Annotated in this window: 20 protein-coding genes; 9 read left to right on the top strand and 11 right to left on the bottom strand. The window is 69.8% G+C overall.

The genetic code is table 11. The features are described from left to right. Positions 1-38 precede the first annotated feature (38 nt). The 5 genes from OV287_RS03445 to OV287_RS03425 all read right to left on the bottom strand — a co-directional run bounded on the left by OV287_RS03445 (position 39) and on the right by OV287_RS03425 (position 4,553). A complete protein-coding gene (locus OV287_RS03445; RefSeq protein WP_267532531.1) occupies positions 39-1,424 on the bottom strand; it encodes a sensor histidine kinase in 1,386 nt (461 codons plus the stop codon). After that, positions 1,411-2,088 carry a winged helix-turn-helix domain-containing protein gene (locus tag OV287_RS03440; protein WP_267532530.1) on the bottom strand — a complete coding sequence of 226 codons (678 nt, stop codon included), beginning with the start codon at positions 2,086-2,088 and terminating at the stop codon, positions 1,411-1,413. Before OV287_RS03440 ends, OV287_RS03445 begins: the two co-directional genes overlap by 14 nt. A 75-nt stretch (positions 2,089-2,163) precedes the next feature. After that, positions 2,164-2,469 (bottom strand): PepSY domain-containing protein, encoded by a 306-nt coding sequence (locus OV287_RS03435; RefSeq protein ID WP_267532529.1) that lies wholly within the window; start codon positions 2,467-2,469, stop codon positions 2,164-2,166. A gap of 141 nt (positions 2,470-2,610) precedes the next feature. Next, positions 2,611-3,081, bottom strand: coding sequence for an NUDIX hydrolase (locus tag OV287_RS03430; RefSeq protein ID WP_267532528.1), 471 nt, complete (start codon positions 3,079-3,081; stop codon positions 2,611-2,613). Further along, on the bottom strand, positions 3,078-4,553 hold the full coding sequence (locus OV287_RS03425; RefSeq protein WP_267532527.1) for a DUF2380 domain-containing protein: 1,476 nt from the start codon (positions 4,551-4,553) through the stop codon (positions 3,078-3,080). Before OV287_RS03425 ends, OV287_RS03430 begins: the two co-directional genes overlap by 4 nt. 318 nt (positions 4,554-4,871) lie before the next feature. On the opposite strand from OV287_RS03425, the gene OV287_RS03420 reads away from it, so the two are divergent. The 5 genes from OV287_RS03420 to OV287_RS03400 all read left to right on the top strand — a co-directional run bounded on the left by OV287_RS03420 (position 4,872) and on the right by OV287_RS03400 (position 10,159). Then, on the top strand, positions 4,872-6,137 hold the full coding sequence (locus tag OV287_RS03420) for a caspase family protein (RefSeq protein WP_267532526.1): 1,266 nt from the start codon (positions 4,872-4,874) through the stop codon (positions 6,135-6,137). Next, a complete protein-coding gene (locus OV287_RS03415; RefSeq protein WP_267532525.1) occupies positions 6,134-6,889 on the top strand; it encodes a hypothetical protein in 756 nt (251 codons plus the stop codon). Before OV287_RS03420 ends, OV287_RS03415 begins: the two co-directional genes overlap by 4 nt. Continuing rightward, a complete protein-coding gene (locus tag OV287_RS03410) occupies positions 6,886-7,995 on the top strand; it encodes an Ig domain-containing protein (RefSeq protein WP_267532524.1) in 1,110 nt (369 codons plus the stop codon). Before OV287_RS03415 ends, OV287_RS03410 begins: the two co-directional genes overlap by 4 nt. A 123-nt stretch (positions 7,996-8,118) precedes the next feature. Further along, positions 8,119-8,757, top strand: a complete 639-nt coding sequence (locus OV287_RS03405; protein ID WP_267532523.1) for a hypothetical protein — start codon at positions 8,119-8,121, stop codon at positions 8,755-8,757. Positions 8,758-8,776: 19 nt separating this feature from the next. Continuing rightward, positions 8,777-10,159, top strand: a complete 1,383-nt coding sequence (locus OV287_RS03400) for a S8 family serine peptidase (protein WP_308809824.1) — start codon at positions 8,777-8,779, stop codon at positions 10,157-10,159. Between the two features lie 72 nt (positions 10,160-10,231). Here OV287_RS03400 and OV287_RS03395 read toward each other — a convergent pair whose 3' ends face one another. Both OV287_RS03395 and OV287_RS03390 read right to left on the bottom strand, forming a co-directional pair. After that, entirely contained in the window at positions 10,232-10,519 is a 288-nt protein-coding gene (locus OV287_RS03395; RefSeq protein ID WP_267532522.1) for a hypothetical protein, read from the bottom strand. 115 nt (positions 10,520-10,634) lie between these two features. Beyond that, positions 10,635-11,321, bottom strand: coding sequence for a DAPG hydrolase family protein (locus OV287_RS03390; RefSeq protein WP_267532521.1), 687 nt, complete (start codon positions 11,319-11,321; stop codon positions 10,635-10,637). 308 nt (positions 11,322-11,629) lie between these two features. Between OV287_RS03390 and OV287_RS03385 the strand changes: the two genes are divergently transcribed. The 3 genes from OV287_RS03385 (at position 11,630) to OV287_RS03375 (ending at position 15,476) form a co-directional block, all read left to right on the top strand. Next, complete coding sequence (locus OV287_RS03385) at positions 11,630-12,172, top strand: hemerythrin domain-containing protein (protein ID WP_267532520.1); 543 nt, start codon at positions 11,630-11,632, stop codon at positions 12,170-12,172. 19 nt (positions 12,173-12,191) lie between these two features. Beyond that, complete coding sequence (locus OV287_RS03380) at positions 12,192-13,370, top strand: NnrS family protein (RefSeq protein ID WP_267532519.1); 1,179 nt, start codon at positions 12,192-12,194, stop codon at positions 13,368-13,370. 147 nt (positions 13,371-13,517) lie between these two features. After that, a complete protein-coding gene (locus OV287_RS03375) occupies positions 13,518-15,476 on the top strand; it encodes a pyridoxal phosphate-dependent decarboxylase family protein (protein ID WP_267532518.1) in 1,959 nt (652 codons plus the stop codon). 74 nt (positions 15,477-15,550) lie between these two features. On the opposite strand, the gene OV287_RS03370 is transcribed toward OV287_RS03375, so the two are convergent. Next, entirely contained in the window at positions 15,551-16,078 is a 528-nt protein-coding gene (locus OV287_RS03370; protein ID WP_267532517.1) for an SLOG cluster 4 domain-containing protein, read from the bottom strand. A 110-nt stretch (positions 16,079-16,188) separates the two neighbouring features. Here OV287_RS03370 and OV287_RS03365 point away from each other — a divergent pair, with 110 nt between their 5' ends. Next, a complete protein-coding gene (locus OV287_RS03365; protein ID WP_267532516.1) occupies positions 16,189-17,580 on the top strand; it encodes a cytochrome P450 in 1,392 nt (463 codons plus the stop codon). Between the two features lie 26 nt (positions 17,581-17,606). Here OV287_RS03365 and OV287_RS03360 read toward each other — a convergent pair whose 3' ends face one another. From OV287_RS03360 to OV287_RS03350, 3 genes are all read right to left on the bottom strand, one after another. Beyond that, positions 17,607-18,578: a hypothetical protein gene (locus OV287_RS03360; protein ID WP_267532515.1), complete on the bottom strand. Its 972-nt coding sequence runs from the start codon at positions 18,576-18,578 to the stop codon at positions 17,607-17,609. Between the two features lie 275 nt (positions 18,579-18,853). Then, positions 18,854-20,503, bottom strand: a complete 1,650-nt coding sequence (locus tag OV287_RS03355; protein WP_267532514.1) for a M55 family metallopeptidase — start codon at positions 20,501-20,503, stop codon at positions 18,854-18,856. Between the two features lie 9 nt (positions 20,504-20,512). Continuing rightward, positions 20,513-21,814 (bottom strand): c-type cytochrome, encoded by a 1,302-nt coding sequence (locus OV287_RS03350; protein ID WP_267532513.1) that lies wholly within the window; start codon positions 21,812-21,814, stop codon positions 20,513-20,515. Positions 21,815-21,818 lie beyond the last annotated feature (4 nt).

Below are 21,818 nucleotides of genomic sequence, written 5' to 3'. Positions count from 1 at the left end.
GGCTCCAGGGAGGATGAGGCTCCGAGGCGAGACCCCGCTCACGGACCCCGCGCAGTGTCCGCCTCCAGGGGAGGCAGCTGGCAGCGCCCCTGGAGGCGGACCTTCAATCCCGGGTGGTTGTCCGCGAGCGTCACGGTGAGGTCGTGGAGGCTGGCGATGGCCGCCACCAGGCTCAGTCCCAACCCGCTGCCCGGGCCGGTGCGGTTCGCATCCAGCCGGTAGAAGGGCTCGAAGACCCGCGCATGTTCAGCGCTGGGGATTCCCGGGCCCGTATCAGACACGGTGGCCGCGAGCGCTCCGTCGGCTACGGATTCCAGCGCCAGGTGAATCTCGCTGCCCCTGCCGCTGTAGCGCACGGCATTCTCCACCAGGTTCGCGAAGAGCTGCGTCAGCAGGTTGCGATCGCCACGCACATAGAGCCCCGAGGCAATCTGGTGCGTCAGGCGCTGCCCGTTGTCCTCGGCCACAGGGCTGTAGGCGTCCGCGACGGTCTCCAGCACCTCGGAGAGGCAGAGCAGCTCGAAGCCCGCCTTGCGCGAGCCGGACTCGACCTCGGCGATTCGCAGCAACGCGCTGAAGGTGTCCAGGGTGGCATCCAGTTGACGCAAGGCCTCGTTGCGCAGCGTGTCATGCGGAGCCTCCACGCGCAGGGCCTCCAGCGTCTGCCGCAGGTGCCCCAATGGGGTCCGCAGCTCGTGAGCGATGCTCGTGCTGACCTGGCGGACGTTCTCCAGCAGCCGTTGGATGCGGTCCAGCATGCGGTTGATGACCGTGGTGAGCTGGTCCAGGTCATCCCCTGTCCCCCGGGTGGGGAGGCGCCCCGTCACATCGCCCCCGCCAATCCGCTCCGCTGCCCGGGTGATGGCATCCACCTGGGAGAGGAAACGCTGGCCGATCCACAGCCCTCCCGCGGCTCCCGCCACCAGCGTGAACAAGAAGGCCCATCCGAAGGCCTGACGGATGGCCCGCGCGGCATCCTGAATAGGAGCGAGGTCCGCCGCAACGGCCAGCTTGAAACCCCCGTCCAGGGTGAGCGCCTGGAGCAGGACGGTGGTCTTGGCGTCATTCGTCCCGAGGGCAGGAACCCGCACGGTGTGCCAACCATCCGGGGTGGGGATGGCGGGGAGCGGATCGAAGACCACGCGGCCCTCTGGGCTCTGCAGGTAGTAGTGCAGCCGCCGGGCCGGATTGGATTCGATGCGCTCGCGGATGTCGTGGTGAAGCTCCTCCAGCCCGTCGTCGCGGTAGTCCACCAGGAGCTGGCCCACCTCCGCTTCAATCTGCCCGCGCAGCTGCTGTTCGAGCGAGGAACGGACCCCGAAGAAGACGATGACCCCGAGGAGGAAGACGGACAGGCTGAAGACGGCCGCATAGCTCAAGGCCAGGCGGAAGTTCGCTGTGCGCAGAACCCTAGGGGGCCACATCGAGCTTGTATCCCGCGCCACGGACGGTGTGAATCAGCTCCGTCGCGAACCCCCGGTCCAGCTTGGCGCGCAGGCGGCTGATATGAGTCTCGACGATGTTGGTCTTCGGGTCGAAGTGAAAGCTCCAGACGTGCTCCAGCAGCATGGTGCGCGTGACGACCCGGCCCGCATGGCGCAGCAGGTATTCCAGGAGCCGGAACTCCGTCGGCTGCAGGTCGATGCTCTTCCCGGAGCGCACCACCGTCCGCTTGATGAGGTCCATCTCCAGGTCCGCCAGCGAGAGGACCGTCCGCACCTCCTGCAGTGGCGGCCGGCGGCCCAGTGAGCAGATGCGCGCATAGAGCTCGGAGAAGGCGAAGGGCTTCACCAGATAGTCGTCCCCTCCAGACTCCAGCCCTTTCACGCGGTCATCGATGCTGCCCATCGCCGTGAGAAACAGCGTGGGGGTCCGGACGCGCGCCTCCCGCAGCATCTTCAACACGGTCAGCCCGTCGAGCTTCGGGAGCATCCGGTCGATGACCAGCACGTCGTAATGGCTGGCCGTCGCCATGAGCAGGCCCTCCTGGCCATCCTTCGCGTGGTCGACGACCTGGCCCAGTTCGAGCAGGCCACGGCGGACGTACTCCGCCGTCTGCGCGTCGTCCTCGATCAGCAAAATACGCAAGCGAGCCCTCCTACCAGACGAGGAGAGAAGAGCTGGACTGCCCCTCTCGTCCCCGGCATCACGCCTCCTCGTGCGTCAATCCTTCTTCGTGTCCTCGCGCACGCGCAGCACCTTCCCGTCGCTCCCGCTGACCCAGACGTCATAGACGCGGTTGTCCTTGACGACGCTGACCTCGTAGACCGGCTGGAAGCTGTCGTCGTCGATCGACGCCTCGAAGGCCTGGCCGCCCTGGTGCCGTTGGGCCACGTCGATTGCCTGCTGCAAGGTGATCTTCGCCTCCGCGAGCATGCGGATCTCCTCCGCATCGGAAGCCAGTGCCGCGCCCGCCGCGAGCCCCACCAGTACCGGGATCGTGGCCAAGAGGGTTTTCAGTCGTGCCATGGGAGTTGTCTCCAGTTCCCTGAACCGTCCAGGCGGCATGCCTGAACAGTTTCCATCTTGCACACGGCCGATTGCTGGGCTTTTTCGGGAACTATACGGTTTGGCAATGTTGGGGCACCGCGAGCCCCTCCAGGGCTGGGTTCAGGCTTCCTCGTCGGGCAGGAGCGTAAGTAGTAGCTCGTCGTCAGGGCCGAGCGGGCGCCACCCGGGCGGAGGCGGCGTAGCGAGGAGTGTTGCTCTGGCCTGCTCGACTCGCTTCTCATGGGTTACAGGGGTGTAGGCAGACCATAAGCCGAGTGCCTTGGCGACCTTGAAACGGGTTGCATCATCCATCACTGCCGGCCAGCCGTTGGGGAGACAGGCGGATAGTTCGCGTACGAGCTGCCCGCGCACCAATCGAGTGAGCTGATGGCTCCGCTCGGCCTCCTCAACCAGCCCCTTAAAGACCTGCACGGCTGCGAAATCGTTCTTGCCAAGCTCCTCGGCCAGCGCCACCAGCGAGGCGGTAGGGCGTGCCTCGGCAAAGGCGGTCAACGAGTCGTAACCGCGCTCGCGGACCCGCTCATACAGGCGTGCCACCCAGTTGCCCCGCCAGGGATGTCCCTCGTTCAACGCCCTCTCCAGGGGATGAAGTTCATCGGAATGTAGTAGCGCGTCATGTTTTCCGCGACGATGTCCAAGACCTCATCCCGGATCAACATCCGACCAGCCGCGAGCTCTGCGTCTCGCAGCGTCTTCATGATCATCCGGTTCCATTCATCCGGCCATGTGCGGCCCAGCTTCCAGTCGCCACCGCCGTGAATGGCCTCGTGGTGCGCCTGCTCCAGCCTGACGCAGAACTCGTCAATGTCCATCTCGCCGGTGAATCCGCGCTTCTCGAACCACTCGCGGAACTCTTTCGGCATGACGTGGTGTCGCGGCGGCTCGGCCATGCCAGCCCCCGCCTTGCCCGTCTCGTGCATGGCCCCCACCTCGGGTCCATCTCCCAGCGCCTCGCGCACGCCCCGCGGCAGCTCGCCGTGCGCCTGCGCCATCATCACCTGGCCGACCTGAATCCGCACGGCGGCGCTGACGACGGGCAGGGAGAGGACGCCCGCGCGCACCAACTGGCGTACCAGTTCCACCCACTCGGCTGAGACGAGAATGCGCGTACCCACCATCACGCCGTCGCCACCTACCGCCAGGCCGATGCCCACCAGGGCGGGAGCTGACGGAGGCACCGAAGGCAGCGAGAACCTCATCGTCGAGAGCATGGTGACAGTCTCAATGGCCTCCTTGAGGAGCAGCACCTTCTGGAGGTTCTCAGCCGCCACGCGCATTCTCTCCACGGTGGCCGCGAATTCGTCCGAGAGGTGGCCTACCAGCGGGGGCACGTCTTGCGCCGCGGCCTCCACCTGCTCGTGCTCCCGGGAGGAGAGCGCCGTCATTGCGGGCTCAAGCAGCTCCTGCCTGCGCCACATGTCCGCGAAGAGCGTCTCCACGGGGTAGAGGTGCTGTCTGAGCGCGACATCGGCGAGGTTGAGGAAGTCGAGCCAGACGGCGAGCAGGAGCGAGCCCACCATGGCGGCCTCGAGCCGTGGACCGGCCACGCGCAGCAGGGCGAGCTGCATGTCCGGCTCCTCCACCTCCGAAGCGACATTGGCCAACCGGGTGGCGGCGGCGAGCTGTGCGTCAATCCACCGCAATTGCGCGGTGCCGTAGTCGGCGTAGCGGAGGAAGACGCCGTTTCCGCTGGCGAGGCCCCAGCCACTGGCATTGAGCCGGGCGAGTTCGCCGGAGATGCGGCGGGTGGAGCCTGACACTTCTCGAATGGCACCACGAAACGCCAACTGGGCTGCGAGGGCCCTCTGCCGTGCCTCCCTTTCCGCGCTGTCCGGGCCCGCCGCCGTTACCTCCGCACGGGAGGCCCGGCGCCGGTACAACCGCTGCGGGGCATCAGCCTCGGGGCGGGTGGCTACCGTGGGCGCGGCGGCCTCGTGCTGCGTGTAACGCAGGCTTGTCACCCGGCCAGGAAGTGGCGTCACCGACGCACAGCCGGTGGACAGCAGGACCAGGGCGAGCAGCAGCCGCGGCTTGGACGTCATCAGCGCCTCCGATGGGTGACGGGGCCTCCCAGTCTGAAGAGCGCTCCCGACAAGAACGGCGCTGGGTTCCCGGCCCGGCACGAGCCCGAGCGAGCCGTACAACCGCGGCCAGTGAGGAAATGGGGTGGGATGGACTCGGCTCCGCCACACCCACCCAGGTCATCCCCCTGGAGCCGCCCAAGTGGGAGCGCCTCATGGTCGCATGAGCGACATTGCCCCTCTGGGGCCCGGGCCATCGAGGGGGGCGGGTGGATTCCCCACACGTAACCGTGGCACGTTAAGCACCCTCGTTGTCCTTCCGGAGACCCCCCCCCGAGCATGCGACCGCTCCGATGCGCTCCGGCCGCCCTGCTGTGGTTCGCGCTCCTCGCTGGCTCCGCCGCGAGCGCCGCGCCCTCCCGGGTCGCCTACGCACTCATCATCGCCAACAACACCGGAACCGAGCCGAAGCAGGCCCCCCTGCGTTACGCCGATGACGACGGCGCGCGCTACTACGAGTTGCTCTCCTCGCGCACGAAGGAGACCGTGCTCCTGACTGTGCTGGACGCCGACACGCAGGCGCTCCACCCGGGGCTCGCCGCCCGCACGCGTCCGCCGACCCGGGCCTCGCTCAAAGAGGCGCTCCGCCAGCTCAATGCCCGCATGGCCGAGGACAAGGCCCGCGGCGACACCCCGGTGCTCTATTTCGTCTTCACTGGCCACGGCAAGCGCGGGGCCGCCGGGGAGGGCTCGGTGAGTCTGCTGGATGGGGCCTTCACTCGCACGGACCTCTACTCCCAGGTCATCGCCCCCAGCACCGCCGCCTTCGTCCACCTCATCGTGGACGCGTGTGACTCGTACTTCTTCGTCAACTCGCGCGGCGCGCTGCCGGTGGCTCCCGCCCAGGTGCAGGCGGTGCAGGGCCTGCTGGCCACGCGCGAGCTGGCGCGCTACCCGCACGTGGGCGCCGTGCTCTCCACCACCCGCGAGCAGGAGAGCCATGAGTGGAGCGCCATCCGCTCGGGCGTCTTCAGCCATCAGGTGCTCTCCGCGCTCTCCGGCGCCGCGGACGTCAACGCGGACGGGCGAGTGGAGTACTCGGAGCTGCGCGCCTTCGTCGCTGCCGCCAACCAGGGCGTGGAGGACGTGCGGGGCCGACTCGAGGTGTCCATCCAACCGCCCGCGCAGGACCGGGCGGCGCCGCTGGTGGACCTCGGGGACAAGGCGCGCCTGGGATTCCTCCTGCTGCCCACGGGCCTGGAGGGCCGGCTGTGGGTGGAGGACTCGCGCGGCCTTCGGGTGGCCGAGCTCCACAAGGAGCGCGAGCGCTCGGTGGTGCTGGGACTGCCCACCGGGTACGGCTACTTCCTGCGCTCCTCGACGGGGCGGGAGGGCTCCTTCCAGTTCACTCGCGCGGGTGCGGTGGTGGATGCCGCGAGCCTCGCCTGGCGCGACAACACCTTCGCCGCGCGCGGGGCGATGGATGACGCCCTGAGGGACAAGCTGTTCTCCGTGCCCTTCGGCCCGCGCTTCTACAACGGGTACATGGCCAGCCTCGGGCAGACGCCCGTTTCCCCCGAGCAACCCCCTGACTTGTCGCCATGAGCCTGCTCTCCTTCGCGCTGGCGCTCGCGCTCGCGCAGACACCAGCCCCATGCAAGGGTGGCGAGCGGCTGGTGCTCGTCCCCTTCCAACCCGTGGCGCTCTCTACCGCTGAGGCCCGTCAGGTGGAGGACGCCGTGCGCAGGGCGGTGGAGCGCACCTCCGGCGTGTGCCTGGAGCAGCGTGCGGCCACGTTGGAGAAGGTGCGAGGCCAGGGAGGACGGCTCGCCGGTTGCGCGGACGCGGTATGCCGGGGCGCGCAGGCGGTGGCGCTCGGTGCGGACCGGATGGTGCGCGGGGTAGCCCTCGGCGTGGGAGGAGGCCGCAGCGTGGCCCTCACGTTGGTGGACCGCGCGGGCCAGGAGCGCCACACGCTGGTGCAGCTCTCGGGAGAGGGACTCCCGCCCGGCCAGGAAGAGGCGCGAGCGCGCGAGGCCTTCCAGGACTTGTGGACGGCGCGCCTGGCGGGGCAGGCGAAGGCGCGTCCGAGCAAGGTGTGGCCCACGGTGCTGCTGGCAGCGGGAGGCGTTGCGCTCGCGGCCGGGGTGGGCTTCGGGCTGGCCGCGCGCCACACGGAGATGGGGCTGTCCATGGGCGATGCGGGCTGTAGCGGTGAGGGCGAGGTCTTCCGCGCCTGCTTCACGAAGCGACTGCGAGAGGGCCAGCGGCAGGCGCGCGCGGCCAACGTGTTGATGGGGGCTGGCGCGCTGCTGGGAATGGGAGGCGCTGTCTTCTTCGTCTGGGAGCTGCCATGAGACCTGGGCCGCGGTGGATGGGGCTGGCCGTGCTCCTCGGGGTGGGAGCTTGCGTCTTCCAACCGGACCTCTCCCGCTTCCCCGCGTGCGACGCGCAGGGGGGCTGTGAGGCGGGCTGGACCTGCCTGGCCGCCGAGGGCGTCTGCCTGCCGGACTGTGGCGGGCGCGGGCCCTGCACTGGCGAGGAGCCCCAGGGAATGGACACCGACGGTGGCACCGATGGGGGCATCGATGCTGGCACCGATGGTGGCACCGACGCAGGCTCGGATGGAGGAGAGCCCGACGCGGGCCCGCAGCAGCTCGTGCTCGTGCCAGATGGCCCCGGAACTGGCACGGAGACGGTGAGCTACTTCCACCGCTTCCAGGTGAGCGGCGGAACTCCGCCCTACACCTTCTCCACCACGGGGGAGTTGCCTCCGGGCCTGTCCTTGGACACCTCGCGCGGCGAGCTCTCCGGAAAGCCCACCGCCGCTGGCGACTACTCCTTCACCGTCGAGGTGGTGGACCAGGGCGCCGAGCCCCAGCGCTCCAGCCAGAACTTCTCCATGCAGATCCGCCCCGTGTTGCATCTGGCCGGGCCGGACGTCCTCGTCTACTTCGAGAGCGGCAAGGAGTACGTGGAGTACCTCTCGGCCATCGGAGGCAAGCCGCCCTACAGCTTCGAGATCGTCAATGGTGGGCTGCCCTCGGGCATCGTCCTGCGCAGCAACGGGAAGCTCGACGGGGCCGCCTACGCGGGCTCAGGCACGCCCCCGTTCGATGTCCGCGTGACGGACTCCGACTCGCCTCCGCAGAGCGCCGTGCGGCGCCTCCAACTCACCTCCATCACATGCTCGTCCTCGGAGGTCTGCATCAAGAGCAGCGCCCTTCCCGATGCGCGCGTGGGCTCGCCCTACACCCATCTCCTCCAGAGCACCCCCGCCTCCGTCACCTGGAAGCGGGCGAGCGGAACCCTGCCGCCGGGCATCACCCTGACTGGAGAAACGGGACGTCTCTCCGGCACGCCCACTCAGGCGGGCATGTACGAATTCAACATCACCGCCACGGCGGGAGGGCTGCTCCCACCTGCTCCGTCCACCATCACCCTGAAACTGACGGTGTACTGAGCGCCGGAAGATCCAACCGCACCTCCCTCCTTCAATACCCCTGGCAGGACTCGGGATGGGAGAGACATCATCGGCGAGCCACGTAAGCAGGAGTGGGCAGGTACGCGGAGCTGGAAGCCGCTGGTGATGGGACTGGCGGTGGCCGGACTGTCCGTGGCTGCGCTCACCCGGGACGAGCCACCCTGCGCCTACGTGCTGGCCCAGGCGGACACCGCCGCAGTGGCCACGCCTGCCGTGGTCGTCCTCGTCTCCCCCAAGGAGTCCGAGTCCCAGCCCATCCGGATCCACCTCGACGAAGAGGGCCAGGACATCCTCGGGTACTCGCACCGCGAGCCCGGCACGGACGCCCCCGCCGACGTGTCCAAGGTCTTCGTCCCCGGACTTCGCTCCCTGACGCGCGCGGCCAGGGCGCTCCTGGGCTCGAGCACCCTGGACCGTACCTGCGAGAGCCTGGGCGTGAGCACTCCCGCCGTTCCCGTCCACGTCTCCCGTGCGTCATTCACCCAGCCCGGGGCCCTGCTGGAGACGCCCACCATCGCGCTCCTGCTGCCGGACCGCGTCTGGAGCGCGCCGGGTCACGTCCTCTCGCTGCCGGGGAGCACCCTCGTCATCCCCGCGCAGAAGCTGCGAGACGCGGAGTCCCTCTGGCCCGTCACCGAGCCGTACCTCTCCGTCGACATCGGCGGCGAGCCGCGCACGGTCCGCCTCCTCCCGCCACGCCCGGAGCCGGCGGCCCATTCGAGCGCGCTCCCCTCGAATTAATTCCGGGCGATCCAAATAAATCCGCTCGCACCAATACCCAGGAAAGGGGGCAACCCCGGTAATCGACTCGGGCGTGGACGGCACCCACGGTGACTTCCCCAACCTGGTGAAGAACGTGAAGGTGGTGGCCCCCATCGTCGACCTGGGCATTGGCGGCGCGCTCTACATCGACGTGCCCAACAGCGACCTCACCAGTGGCCACGGCACGAACGTGGCCAGCACCATCGGCGGCTCGGGCGCGAGGTCCGGCGGCAAGTACAAGGGCGTGGCCCCGGGCGCCAACCTCATCGCCGTGGGCGCCGGCGAGGCCATCAGCATCCTCTACTCGCTGGAGGGCTTCGACTTCCTGATGGACCCCGACATCCGCGAGACGTACAACGTCCGCGTCATCTCCAACTCGTGGGGCAGCAGCGGCAGCCACTTCGCGCCGTTCGATCCCATCAGCATCGCCTCCAAGCGCGCCTATGACGAGGGGATGATTGTCGCCTTCGCGGCGGGCAACGACGGCCCCGGGGCGGACACGCTCAACCCGTACAGCGCCTCGCCGTGCGTCATCTCGGTGGCGGCGGGCGCGGCCAAGGACACCAGCACGGCCACCAACCCGCTCATCTCCCAGGGCGTGCCGGGCCAGCTGGCCGACTTCTCCAGCCGCGGCATCCCGGGCGATGCGATCCACCACCCGGACATCACCCTGCCGGGCGTGGCCATCGTCGCGGCGCGCGCCACCACGGCCACCATCGCGCAGCCGTACCTCGGCCTGGACGGCCTGCACCCGGAGCCCTTCTACGCGGCACTGGATGGCACCTCCATGGCCACCCCGCACCTGAGCGGCCTGGTCGCACTGATGCTGGAGGTCAACCCGTCGCTCAACCTGGACGGCGTGCTGGCGGCCATCACCTCCACCGCGAAGCCCATGTACGTGCAGGACGCCACCACCGGTACCACGCGGCAGCTCGCGGTGTGGGAAGCGGGCGCGGGCTACGCGGATGCGTACGCCGCCGTGCGCAAGGCCACCGAGACGGCCGGCACCCGCACCACCACCGTCACCACGGCGCTGCCGGGCTGGAGCGGCAACGTGGGCCTGTCGGTGAAGCTGCCCGTGCTGGACGTCACCCTCGTCGAGGCCTCGCACACGCACAACCTGGTGGTGCCCGCCGGCGCCAACGCCCTGCGCATCGCCACGAGCTGGGGCAACCCGGCGCTCGACCTGGACCTCTTCGTCTACGACCCGAGCGGAAACCTGGTGGGCACCAGCGCCAACGGCACCTCCACCGGTGAGTCGGTGTCCGTTCCCCGCCCCACCGCGGGCACCTGGCGCGTGCAGCTCAAGGGCTTCCTCAACACGCCCACCAGCTACACGGGCACCGCCCAGGTGGACACGCTCGTCCCTGTCACGCAGTAGCGCGTACCTCCTGAGCGCGCCTCGCCCACGGCGCCGGGTCTCACTCCACCCCGGCGCCGTGGGCATCTTTCTTCACGGACGCGAAGCGAGCACCACACCGAGACAGTCGTCCCAGCACCGGTTGACGGTCTCGGAGCAGGTCTCCTGATCCTGGATGCACCCGGCACACTCCTTCGCCTGGGCCTCGAAGTCCGAGTCTTCCGACCTCACGTTGCAGGTGTCCGTGCACCGCTCCACGTTGAAGTCGCTGCTCACGCACTCCTGATACGTCCCGCAGGAAACGTCGCAGTCGTTCTTGCAGCCGCTCAGCACCATCGCCAGGCCCAGGGCCGCCACCAACATCACACCACGGTTCTTCACGTACTCCTCCTTCTTTGGCGCGGCGCATCATGCACAGCCGGATGCTCCTGGCGACGGGAAAGCGCACGAGGCGAGCAACGCGAGGTCACGCTCCTGTTCGTGGACCTCCGGAACTTCACGGCCCTGGCCGAGGGAATGCGCGGTACAGCCCTGGCAGGAGACGGGCGAGGTGGTTCATCTCCTCGGCGCAATGCACCAGGAGGCCGAGCCCAAGCCCGTCGGGGGCGACACGCCGCCGCAGTGAGGCGCGGTTGAGCAGGCGAGAGAGAGGACCGCCGAGGACGGGCAGCCGCACTTCGATATCGCCGAGCCAGAAGCGGCTGCGCAGCTCGCATCCGCCCGGGACGCGACGGACGAGGTGGATGAGGTGTCCCACGGCGAGGGGCCAGCCTTGGAAGGCGGTGCGCGCGCAGACGGCTGTGTCCACCCGGGCCTCGGCGAACCGGCCGGGCTCGAGACCATAGAGGGTTGGCGGGACGAACTCGATGGCCAGCTTCATGAGGCGTCCGCCAATGTACTCGTCGACGTACGAGACATTACCCACGTATCGCTCGCGATCGTCCGACAGGTAGGAGCGATCCTCCTCGACGGTGGCCCGGACGTGGTCGCGCGGGTGCCACAGCCGGTAGCGCTCCGAGGAGGTCAGGTGCCAGCCGAACCACCAGTCGATCATCTCTCCCGTGACCCCGGGCATCTCCGTGCGGACGGCGATGAGCAGCGTGCCATCCGGGTTGCGTAGGACGCCGTCCTCCAGGGCCTGGTCGCCGGGCTCGAGCAGTCGCGGCGCCTGTGCCAACGGCATTCCCTCGCCCTGCTGGACGCCTCGTGCGAGGGCGGCCCGCACACGCGCTGGGAGCGGCTCTGGATGCTCAGCATTCATCTCGACACGGCATTGCCCTCGGGGAGCCGAGCAAACCTCATGCCCCACACGGCGGCGGCTCGGAGTGGCTCCATCCCATGGGCGGCACCCGCCACGCGTCGAGCAACCGGGGCGCAGGCCATGCGGGCCCGCGTGGCCATGCGCAATTCCTGCGCCCCCCCGTGGAGTCACCTGGCCGTGACGTCGCTCGGGGCGTGCGTGGATCAGCCATTGCACGACGAGAGCCCACCATGCTCGTGCCCCTGCGCCTCCAACCCGCTCCCGAGACGCCGCGGGATGCCTTCCATCTGCTGCTCGACTGCCACGAGCGGATTCGCACCTTCTCCGATCTGGCGCTGAAGGCCGCACGCCTGCCGGACGTGCCGGCGGCGGAGCGGGTGGAGGCCGTCACCAGGGTGGAGCGCTACTTCTCCGTGGGGTTGCCCCGCCACGTGGAGGATGAGGACATCTCGCTGGCGCACCGGATGAGGGAGGCAGGCCTCTCGGTGGAGGCGTTGGAAGCGCTGAAGGACATGGCGCGGCAGCACCGGGAGATAGAAGCCCTGCTGGAGATGCTGTTGCCGAGGTGGCGCCTGCTGCGGACGTCTCCGGCGAGCCACGGGGAGCTGGCGCGCGAGCTGGTGCGGGACAGCGCGCGGCTCTCGGCGCTACTGGACGAGCACCTGGGGCTGGAGGAGCACGTGCTCTTCCCCGAGGCCCGGGCGCGGCTGTCCGCCGGGAGCGTGGAGGCGCTCGGCGCGGAGATGCGGGCGCGGCGCGGGTTGAAGCCCTGAGCGAGTGAGGAGCCTGATCATGGCAGAGAGAGTGTCCGAAGCGAGTCCCCCACAACCGGAATGGCGCCGCGAGCCCTACCGGCTGCTGTTCCCGCTGGGCGTGGTGCTCGGTGGGACGGGCATGGTGCACTGGTTGCTGTACGCAGTGGGCGTCACGATGCAGTGGCGCTCCACCTTCCACGCGCTCGCGCTGGTGCAGGGCTTCCTGCTGTGCTTCGCGCTGGGCTTCCTCTTCACCTTCATTCCCCGGCGCACCGGGACGGTGGGGCCCTCGGCGGTGCAGCTCGGGGCGTCGCTGGTGCTGCCGGTGCTGCTCACCGCGAGCGCCTGGGTGGAGGCATGGCTGTGGTCGCAGCTCTTCTTCCTCGCGCAGCTCGGCGTGCTGCTGGGGTTCGTGGTGCCGCGCGTTCGCCAGCCGGCGCCGGGCCGCTCGGTGCCCGAGGGCATGGTGTGGGTGCCGGTGGCGCTCGTGACGGGGGCGGTGGGCTCGTTGCTCACCACGGTGGCGCCGGTGGGCGTGCCGGGGTTGCACGGGCTCGGCACGGGACTGCTGTTGCAGGGGCTCTTCACCTGTCTGGTGTTGGGCGTGGGGGGCATGTTGCTGCCCATGTTCCTGCACGGCCAGCCCCCGGGCGTGGCCTCCGGGCCGGAGCGCCGGTGGAGGCTGGGTCTGCACCTCGGGGCGGCGCTCCTGTTCGTCGCGAGCTTCCCGCTCGAGGCCTGGGGACTCCCCCGGATGGGGCACGCGCTGCGGGCGGCCGTGGCGGCGGCGGTGCTGGTGGGGCCCGTGCGGCTGTGGCGCCCGCCCTCTCAAGGGGGCATGCACCGCTGGCTCATCTGGGGCTCGGCGTGGCTGTTGCCGCTGGGCTACCTGCTGGTGGCGCTGCGGCCCGAGCTGCGCGTGACCGGGCTGCACGTGGTGTTCGTCGGCTGCTTCGCCCTCATGACGCTGGCGGTGTCGGTGCACGTGGTACTCGCGCACGGCGGGCACGGGCCGCTGCTCTCGCGCTACCCCTGGCAGGTGGTGACGATGGGCGTACTGCTGCTGGCGGCGCTCGTGGCGCGGCTGCTGATGTCGCTGGCTCCGGCGCACCTCTGGTTGTGGCTGGGGTGCGCGGCGGGCGCCTTCCTGCTGGCCCTGCTGCTCTGGGTGCTCTTCCTGGGGCCGCTGGCCCGGCGCGAGTCCTCGCCATACTGAAGTTGACGCTTGGAGTGCGCCTCCTCGAGCTCGCGAGGTGCGCAGTATTTGCGGCTCTCTCCCTCCAACGCGCAGCATTTGTCACACGCTCCCAGGGGGAGGACCGAGGCTCATGGCTTGCAGAGGCCGGGGCTACACGAGGACCTCATGAGCACCTCCCCGCGCCCGGACACCACCTCACCCGCCTCTCTCGATCTCGGCTCCATCTTCCTCGGCCCCAAGGGGGAGAACGCCGACACCTTCGAGCGCCTGTTGCTCGAGGCCTTCCGCGACCATGTCTTCTGGCGCCGCAACCTCCACCCCGAGGACGGCTTCCTGATTCAAGAAGCGGAGAAGCGCGCGCCCGGCTACGAGGCCTCCCTCTCCGTGCTGTCGCAGGAGTTGCTGGGGCTGCTGAGCCAGCTCAAGGGAGGCGTGCCCTCCTTCAGCCCTCGCTACATCGGGCACATGTGCTCGGACCTCACCATGGCGAGCCTCATCGGCTACTTCGCCACGATGCTCTACAACCCCAACAACGTGTCGGCGGAGGCCTCGCCCGTCACCACGCGGCTGGAGTTCGAGGTGGCCGAGCAGCTCGCGCGGATGGTGGGCTACGCGCCAGAGCGGCAGTGGGGGCACCTGACCTCGGGCGGCACGGTGGCCAACTTCGAGGCCCTGTGGGTCGCGCGCAACGTGAAGTACCTCCCGGTGGCGCTGCGGCACGCCGCGGAGGCGGCCGGCGTGAAGGATTTGGATATCCGGCTGCCGGACGGCCGGGAGACCCGCCTGCGCGAGCTGAGCTTGTGGCAGCTCCTCAATGTGACGCCCGAGGCCACGCTGGATGCGCTGGACCGCTTCCGCGCCCACCTGGGGGACGCGGGCCACGCGATGGAGTGGGTGACGCGCCACTCGCTGGCGGGGCTGGGCTACCAGGAATTCGGCCTGCGGCTGGCCTCCGAGTTCAAGGACGCGCTGCCGCCCGGCGTGGTGCTGGTGCCGTCCACGGCGCACTACTCGTGGGAGAAGACGTGCCGGGCGCTGGGGATCGGCGCGCGGCAGCTCGTCCACGTGCCGGTGGATACGAACTTCCGCATGTCCCCCGCGGCGCTCGAGGACAAGCTGCGCACGCTGGCGGTGCGCCAGCAGCCGGTCATCGCCTGTGTGGCGGTGATGGGCTCCACCGAGGAGAGCGCGGTGGACCGGTTGGACCTGCTCGCGGACCTGCGGGAGCGGCTGGGGCGGGAGCTGGGACTGGCGTTCCATCTGCACGCGGACGCGGCCTGGGGAGGCTACGCGGCCTCCATTACCCGGGGGCCGGGGGGCGAGCGCCGCACCTATGAGGAGACGCTCGCGGACTACGCGCCGGAGGCCTGGCCCTCGGAGGGCGTGTACCGGGCCCTGTGTGCGCTGGAGCGGACGGACTCGGTGACGATTGATCCGCACAAGCTGGGCTACATGCCCTACCCGGCGGGCAGCATCACCTTCCGGGACAAGCGGGTGCGGGACCTGGTGTCGGTGGAGGCGCCGTACCTCTTCCACGCGGGAGGCGACGAGAGCGCCTACCTGGGCCGCTCCATCTTCGAGGGCTCCAAGCCCGGAGCGGCGGCGGCGGGCGTGTGGATGAGCCACAAGGTGCTGCCGCTGAACGCCAGCGGGTACGGGCGGCTGGTGGGCGAGACGGCGAAGGGGGCCATGGCGCTGTACCGGCGTATTGCCAGCGGGGACTGGGCGCCCTTCAAGGTGGTGCCGCTGTCGGCCTCGGACCTGAACATCGTCTGTTTCGCGGTGGGGCACCCCTCCCTGGAGACGCTGGAGCGGACCAATGACTTCATGGCCCGCATCTACCGGGCGCTGAGCGTCGGGCCGGACACGCTGAAGCGCCCGGACTACTACGTGACGAAGACGGTGCTGCGGGCCAATGAGTACGGGCGGGCGGCGCTGCCCACGGTGGAGGGGCTCGGCTTCACCCCCAAGGACTACGAGCGGGCCGGAGGGGTGGCCGTGTTGCGCTGCACGGTGATGGACCCCTTCCTGGCCTCGCGCCGGGGGAAGGTGGACTACATCCGCGGCTTCGTCCGGACGCTGGGCGAGGTGATGCGCACGGAGCTGGAGGCAGCCCGGCGTTGAACGGTGCGGGGCCATGAACCCGCCACGGCAAAGGTGGCGCCTGGTAAGGAGGTGAGCGCCCAGCGCTCCTCGTCCTAGCGCACCGCCTCGCGCAGGAAGGCGCAGACCCGCTCCAGTGACTCCGTGCGCTCCAGCCCGACGGGAAAGGCGTGGAAGGCCTCGCGAGGGCCGAAGAGGATGAGCGGCCTGCCGTAGCGCAGTGCGAGCACCGCCTCGGACACCGTGCCCGCCCCCCCGGGCAGCGCCACCAGGGCCCGCGCGGTGAGCACGTTGAGGTGATTGCGGCTCATCGGCTCCGTCCCCTGTTCGCCACTCAGCGGCAGGTGCGTGAGGATGGGCAGCTCCACCGCCGCGTGGGGGTAGCCCGGCCTGGGCCGCCACTTGCCGTCCACCACCGCCCTCGGCACGATGCCGAGCGACAGTCCCGCCCGCCCTTCCACCGCCACGAAGGCCTCCGCCGCCGCCCCCATCACCCCGCCTCCCGCCCCCGTCAGCAGGTGGAAGCCCTGCTGGGCAATCCACCGCGCCAGCGGCTCCACCCTGGCCCGGTGCGCCTCCGTCCCCGAGCCCAGCACTCCGATGACTTCACGCCGGGTATACATGGCTACGCTCCACGAATGGACGAGTGAAGGAGGAGTGAACCCCTGGATGCTGGCGGCTGCACCACGCGGCGTACACAATCCCACCGCCTTCACGAAACGGCCCGCCCACCATGAAGACCTCCGCACCCCTGCCTCCCATGCCTCCGGGCCACTGGCTCTGGGGCCACCTGCCTGAGCGCGCGAGCAATCCCCTCGGCCTGTACCTGAACAGCCGCCAGCGGCTCGGGGACGTGGTGCGCTACCGCATGGGCTACATCTACGTGGAGCAGCTCACGCACCCGGACCACGTCAAGCACGTGCTGGCCGACGCGAACGCGCGCTACACGAAGGGCACCGTCTTCGACAAGACGCGCCCCCTGGTGGGCAACGGCCTGCTCACCGCCGAGGGAGACTTCTGGAAGCGCCAGCGCCGGCTCGCCCAGCCCGCCTTCCACCGGGAGCGGCTGGCGGCGCTCGGCACGAGCATGACGGACACCATCTCCGAGATGCTCCCGGCCTGGGAGCGCGCGGCGGACGCGGGCACGCCGCTGCCGGTGTTCCAGGAGATGATGCGCCTGACGCTCACCGTGGTGGTGCGTGCCCTCTTCGGCGTGGACGTGGCCGAGCACACCCGCACCGTGGGCGACGCCTTCACCACCGCACTCGAGGTCACCAACGAGCGCATCATCTCCCCCCTGCCCTACCTGCCCTGGCTCTACCGGCTGCCCACGCGCAGCAACCGCGCCTTCCGCCAGGCGGTGGACACGCTGGATGGCATCGTCCGCGGCCTCATTTCCCAGCGCCGCGCGTCCGGGAAGCAGACGGAGGATCTGCTCGGCATGCTGATGGCCGCGAGCGACGCGGACACGGGCGACACCTTCAATGACGCGCAGCTGCGCGACGAGGTGATGACGCTCCTGCTGGCCGGTCACGAGACGACGGCCACCTCGCTGGCGTGGACCTTCCACCTGCTGGAGCAGCACCCCGAGGTGGAGGCCCGGCTGCACGAGGAGGTGGACGAGGCGCTCGGCGGACGGATGCCCACGGTGGCGGACCTGCCGAAGCTGCGCTACGTGGGCTGCGTCTTCGAGGAGGCCATGCGCCTCTACCCGCCCATCTGGGCCATTCCCCGCGTGCCCGTGGAGGACGACGTGGTGGACGGCTTCCGGATTCCCAAGGGGGACATCGTCATCCTCGTCCCCTACGTCACCCACCGCCACCCGGACTTCTGGCCCGAGCCGGAGCGCTTCGACCCGACGCGCTTCTTCCCGGAGAACAGCAAGGACCGACCGCGCTGGGTCTACCTGCCTTTTGGCGGTGGGCAGCGTCAGTGCATCGGCAACAACTTCGCGATGATGGAGGCGCAGCTCATCCTCACCCTGGTGGCGCAGCGCTTCCGCCTGCGAGGAGTGCCCGGAGTGCCGGTGGTGCCCGAGCCTCACGTCAGCCTGCGTCCTCGCGGTCCCATGCCCATGCGGGTGGAGCGCCGCGAGGGAACCCAGCGGATACAACGAACGGCCTGAGCCTACGAGGGGCCCGCTGCGGCCTCTCAGAGGACGCAGGAGCCGCAGTCCAGCAGGCAGCTATCCGCGGTGATGCCGAAGCCGCAGCGCTCGCCCTGCTGGCACACGCCGTCGCCACAGTGGTTGACGTCCTGGGTGCGGATGCGGGTGGTGAGCGCCTTGTACGTCTTCCCGTTGAAGGTGCACTGCGTGTAGAAGCCGCCGTTGGGCTCCAGCTGGCAGTAGTTCTCGCACTGGCCCACGCGCTGCACCTGCGAGCAAGCCGGATTGGAGAGGAGCCCGAAGCCCACCAGGCCGCACGGGCGCGAGGTGCTCTCGTCCAGGGCCAGCGCGTTGCGATCATTGCCGGCGAAGAGTCCCTCGTTCGTGAAGGCGTTGCCGAAGAAGCATGCCTCGCGCCGGGAGAAGGTCTTCAGCTCCTCGGAGGAGAAGGGGATGGTGCTCTCGTTCGCGTCCCGGCCCAGCAAGGAGATGGGGACGTGCAGCCCGTAGTTGTTGGCGTGGGCCGCCAGGCACGCGGAGATGGTCTGCTGCTCCGCCTCGGTGGCCGGAGCCCCACCCGCCCAGTTCGGCGCCAGGCCCATTCCGCCCTGCCAGGTGTAGGCGACGCCCGTGGACGGGTTCTTGAAGGTGCGGCTCTCGTTCGCGGGCACCGCGCAGAGAACCAGGTAGCGCATCAGCTGGTCATTGCCGGCCGGATTGCTGTTGAACCAGGTGGCGAAGTCCCTGGTGGACAAGCCATTGAGCGACAAGCCATTGAGCGACAGGCCATTGAGCGACAAGCCATTGAGCGACAAGCCATTGAGCGACAGGCCGTTGTTCTCCACGGCGGCCTGCTCCTGGGTCCGCAGCTCCGGGCCCTGCTGCTCCTCGTAGGGCAGCTCCTCCACCCCACAACCCGTGACGAGCACCGACGTGAGCACCCACGCCACCATGCTCCGACCCGCCACGCGCCCAGCCACCCCGCTCCGCAGACCTTCGAAAGACGTGAAACCCATGGCTCACACCTCCGGCTCTCGACCCCCTGGAGCTCACCAGCGGGGCAAAAGTCAGGGTGGGGATGCAGCTCTTTCCCGGCATCGGCTGGAACTCCAGGAAAGCCGTAGAGGTCTGCCTGTCGACAGCGAGGGCGTCTGGCGCTCGACGATCAGCTCAACGGGGTGTAGAGCGCACAACAACCCACCTTGTGGGCGCACATCTACCCACCGGCTCTCCGTGGAAAGTCATTGCTCCGTCTGGGAAAAATGGCGCCCCCCCGGCGCCCGGCGATTCGTCACCGTGGGAACGAAGAGCGCTCCTCGGAGCCCGCGAAGGCGATCAGCGCACCGGCGGTGGCATGGGCATCCTCCATGCACCCATCGGGTTGCTGGTGCTCAACGAGCAACGACAGGAGGGCCTCGTGGGCTCCGCCACCGGCCTCGCCCACGCACTGGAGGCAGAAGGCCAGCTCCGCCGCCAGGTCCACGTTGGCCTGCTCCACCACCCAAGGCGTGGCCACCAACAGTTCTTCCGTCCACACCACCGCGTCCGGATGGCTCGGTGCGGCACGCAGGTAGCGAGTGTCCAGCAGGTACAGGTGCGTGAGCCAATAGAGGTCCGCCACGCGGGAGGCCTCTCGCATCGCCCTCGCGGGGATGGACAGGCGCACGTCCAGGCCGCGCGAGGCGGCCATCTCCCCCAGGAGCCACGCATGAAGGCCATGGCCCTCGCCGTCCAGGTGCTCCAGGTAAGAGCGGAGGAGGTACGGCTCCAACGGGGCGTGGGACAGGCCTCGCTCGCGGCGCACGTACCAGGCATCCACCCGTGCCATGCCCACGTCCGGAGACAGCCCGTCGGGGAGCGCCAGCGGCACCTCGGCCAGCGCGGCCACCGCCGACTCCAGCGTAGGCCCCAGCCCCCGACGCGCGAAGGCTCCAGGCGCATGGCCCTCCAGCATGTGCAGCGTCAGCGCGCGCAGGGCCCGCGACTCGTCGTCCTGCCCCTCCGTCAGGGAGAGGAAGGCCCCGAGCGCGCGATCCACCGCCTCCGTCCTCGGGGAGGGCGGGGGCGCGGGAGGCCCTCGCAGCCGGAAGAGGGCCGTGGCGTCGCGGGTGAAGGCAGAGCTGCCGGGGACATCCGCCACCGCCTCCGCCAGCACGGAGCTCGCGGCCGACGCAGCGCCGAGGGCCCGCGTGTAGCGCTCGCGGAAGGTGCGCCCCTCCACCTCCACGCGGTAGTGGTCCAACCGCCGGGCCCCGGCCCCCGAGGCAAGTGCCGCCTGGTGTCCGCTCTTGAAAGTGAGGACGAGCGGCGCATCCGGGAGCGGCTCCACGGACCGAGCTGGCTGCGCAGCGGCGCGGGTCAGCTCCGGGAGTACCGCTTCGGGCTCTCTCGAGAAGGCGCGGGTGACGGAGAGGGCCACCTTGGTGCGCACGTAGCCCACGCGGCCCCCAAGCTGTGCCTGCAGCACGTCATCGCCCGAGACGAACACCGCGGGCACCCCGGCCTCCGCGGCCAGCGCCAGCACGAGGTCCGCCTCTGACAGCGCCCGGCCGGCGCACGTCCACGCGCCCAGCAGATCCACGGTGTGCGCGCCGAAGCCCGCCGAGCCCGCCGCCGCGTGCATGCCCAGGCAGGCCACCGCGTCCACCTCCTCGAAGAGGTGGGGCGCGTACGCGTCATCCGGAAGGAAACACGGCTCGGCCGCGGGGTGCAGCGCCTCGGGCAGCAGGTTGGACTCACCGGAGCCGCACAGGTGGCTGTCGCTCACCCGCACCCGCTGGAAGCCCGCGGCGAGCAGACCTTCCACCGCGGCATTCACCTCGGCCGTCAGCAGGGCCTGGGCACGCGTGTACTCCGGAGTCCCAGAAATGAGCGCGCCGGGGGAGTCCACGCCGGCCACGCCCTCGAGGTCCACAACGAGCAGCGCCCGACGACTCCGCATGAGACGCTCCTACTTGCGCGAGGCCGGACCGCCGGACTTGATCCACTTCGCCAGCGCGAGCGCCGTGGGCTCGTCAACGAGCGAGGCGTAGGTGGGCATGGTGGTGCCGGGGACGAACTTCTCGGGGTTGCGAATCCACTTCGCCAGCTCGTCCTCGGACTTGCTGGAGGCCTTGACGATGCGCTCGTGGTAGCGGGCGCCCGGGGCATGGCACAGCGTGCAGCCCAGCCGGGCGAAGAGGGCGCCGGGGTCCACATCCTTCTTGGGCTCAGCCTGCGCGAGCACGAGGGTCGCGAGCTGCTCGGCGGCCGAGGTGCGCACAGGAGTACCGGGCTCCACCGCCTGGGTGGACACGGAGCCGGGCATCACCTGAGCGGACGGAGCACCGGCCTCGGGAGCAGTGCGGGGGCGGGCACCGGGCACCTCGTGGCGACGCGGAGGCAGCGAGCGCAGGTACTCGTAGACGGCCTTCAGGTCCACGTCATCCGCGCCGCGGTAGCGGGGCATGGGGTAGCGGACGATGGCGCCGGGGGCGAGCCCATCGCGCACGGCGCGGGTGAAGTCCTCGAAGCTCCAGCCCTGGAGGCCGGTGGCATCGAAGGTGAGGTTGCTGGAGCGGATGGGATTGCCATCGGCGCCGAGGAACTCGCGGCCTCCGGAGAAGCCCTTGGACCCATCGGCGTCCTTCGGGTCGAGGCTGTCGGTGTGGCACCCGGCGCAGTCGAGCACGTGGGCCATGTAGCGGCCGTACTCGAGGGTGGGCCCCTTGGGGGGCACGGGCATGCCCGAGGCGGGATGCTCGGGCACCTTGGACACCACGCCCCAGGCCAGCCCGCCGAGGAAGGAGAACTGCGTGCGGGGCGCCACGGTGGCATCAGCCTCGAAGAGCGGGTGCTGGGAGCGCATGAAGCCCAGCACGGCCGCGAGATCCTTGTCGCCCATGATGGAGCCGGGCATGGGGATGAGACGCCCATCGCGGCTGACGCCGTAGCGGATGACGCGAGCCAGCTCCTCATCCTTCGCCGAGCCGATACCAGCGGTGGGATGAGCGGTGAGGTTGGCGGTGTGGAGCGTCCCGAGCCACCCGGGCGCATCCTTCATGGGCGCACCGGTGGCGCGCTGCGAGTCGGGTCCGCGGTGGCAGCCCTCGCAGGCGCCGCGGAAGAGACTCTCACCGCGTGAGAGCGCCTCGGGAGACGAGTCGGCCTGGATGGGGGGATAGGCGGTCTTGGAGACACTCGCGCACCCGGACAGCAAGGCACTGCCCATCAGCAGGGTGCCATACACGGTGCTCAGCAGCTTTTGGCGCATCCGA

Origin of the sequence: Archangium lansingense, from assembly GCF_026626635.1 — a bacterium.
GTDB lineage: Bacteria > Myxococcota > Myxococcia > Myxococcales > Myxococcaceae > Archangium > Archangium lansingense.
This window is presented reverse-complemented; position numbering and strand designations above follow the sequence as displayed.